The organism is Streptomyces sp. NPDC005393 (genome assembly GCF_040606675.1).
GTDB lineage: Bacteria > Actinomycetota > Actinomycetes > Streptomycetales > Streptomycetaceae > Streptomyces.
The window spans coordinates 1-2,008 of sequence record NZ_JBEXFG010000130.1 but is presented as its reverse complement, the minus strand read 5'-3'; the positions used below and the strand labels follow the sequence as shown (position 1 = coordinate 2,008).

Here is a 2,008-nt window from a genome sequence, read left to right as displayed (position 1 = left end):
GGGGCCGGCGCCGGTGCCGGTGCGCGCCGCGAGATCGCCATTACCTCCCTGGCAATCCCGATGGCAACCGCCTGCCTGGTCCCCCCGCGTGGCGGGGCATCGACCACAATGGGGCCGTGCGCTACGCCATCCTCGGCACCACCCAGGCCCACCGTGACGACGGCACCCCTGTCGACCTCGGCGGTGCCCGCCTGCGCGCACTGCTGACCGCGCTCGCCCTGGCCCCCGGGCGGTCGCGTCCCACCGGCGTGCTCATCGCCGAGATCTGGGACACGGACCCGCCCGCCGACGAGCACGGGGCGCTCCAGGCCCTGGTCGGCCGCCTCCGCCGGGCCCTCGGCAAGGACGCCGTGGCGTCGGTCCCCGGCGGCTACCGGCTGAGCGCCGTGCCCGACGACGTCGATCTGCACCGCTTCGAACGGCTTGCCGCGGAAGGCGCCCAGGCCCTCGCGGACGGCGACCCGGCCAGGGCCGCCGATCTCCTCGACGACGCCCTCGCCCTGTGGCGCGGCCCGGCACTCACCGACCTCCCCGACGGCGGGGCGGGCGCCGCCCGCGCCGAGGCCCGCCGGCTCGACGCGCGCCGCGCCCGGATCGCCGCCGACCTCGCCCTCGGCCGCGCCGACCGGGCCCTCCCGGTGCTCGCCGGACTGTGCGACGCGCACCCCCTGGACGAGCCGCTGCACGCGCTGCGCATCCGCGCCCTGCGGGACACGGGCCGTACGGCGGAGGCGCTCGCCGCGTACGAGGCGATCCGTACGGAGATCGCCGACCGGCTGGGCGCCGACCCCGGCCCTGAGCTGCGCGCGCTCCACGCGGAGCTGCTGGCGCCCGAGCCGCCACGCGAGCGCGTCACCACTCCCGCCCCCGCCGCCGCCCGCCCCGGCCGCGGCAATCTGCGGGCCCGCCTCACCAGCTTCGTCGGCCGGGAGACCGATCTGGCGACGCTGCGCACCGACCTGGCCGCCCATCGGCTCATCACCCTTCTCGGGCCCGGCGGCGCCGGAAAGACGCGGCTGTCGCAGGAAGCCGCCGAGTCGGTGGCGAGCGCCTGGCCGGACGGGGTGTGGCTGGCCGAGCTCGCGCCCGTGGACGACCCGGAGACCGTGCCGGAGACGGTGCTCACCGCGCTCGGCGCGCGCGAGACCGTCATCCGCGGCACGGCGGCGGAAGGGCTGCGCGCCGCGGCCGATCCGAGCGCGCACGACCCGCTCGTACGGCTCATGGAGCACTGCGAGCCGCGCCGCATGCTGATCGTGCTCGACAACTGCGAGCACCTGGTGGAGGCCGCGGCCCGGCTCGCCGAATCCCTCCTCGCGCAGTGCCCCGGCGTCACGGTCCTGGCCACCAGCCGCGAACCGCTGGCCGTCCCGGGCGAGTTGGTGCGCCCCGTGGAGCCGCTGCCCGACCCGGTCGCGCTGCGCCTCCTCCAGGACCGGGGCGCGGCGTCCCGGCCCGGCTTTTGTACGGACGACGACCCGGTGGCCTGCGCCGAGATCTGCCGCCGCCTCGACGGCCTTCCGCTCGCCATCGAACTGGCCGCCGCCCGCCTGCGGCTGCTCACCCCACGCCAGCTCGCCGACCGCCTGGACGACCGCTTCCGCCTCCTGACCAACGGCAGCCGGACCGTCCTGCCCCGGCAGCAGACCCTCCGCGCCGTCGTCGACTGGTCCTGGCACCTCCTCGACACCCCCGAGCGCACCGTCCTCCACCGCCTCTCGGTCTTCGCCGGCGGCTGCGACCTGACGGCCGCCGAAGCCGTATGCGGCGACCCGCCGGCCCCGCCGGGCGACGCGCCCCCGTCCGGCGCGGGCCCCGGCGGGCCGTGGGACGCTGGCCGTGCCGGGCCCCCGGCGGCAGCCGTGCCGCCGGCCCCGGGCGCGCCGGCACGGGTGGCCGACGCGTGGCCGGGTCCGACAGCCAGAAGACCGGGGACGTGCTCTTCTACGACTGGGGACAGGGCGAGGGCGTCAGCCACGCGGCGATGCAGGTCGGCTACGGCCCCGAC

1 protein-coding gene is annotated in these 2,008 nt (G+C 78.0%); it reads left to right on the top strand.

The genetic code is table 11. The features are described 5' to 3' along the window. Nucleotides 1–116 precede the first annotated feature (116 nt). Nucleotides 117–2,008 (top strand): BTAD domain-containing putative transcriptional regulator (locus tag ABZS71_RS35550; RefSeq protein WP_356216981.1); only part of this gene is annotated, 1,892 nt, incomplete at its 3' end.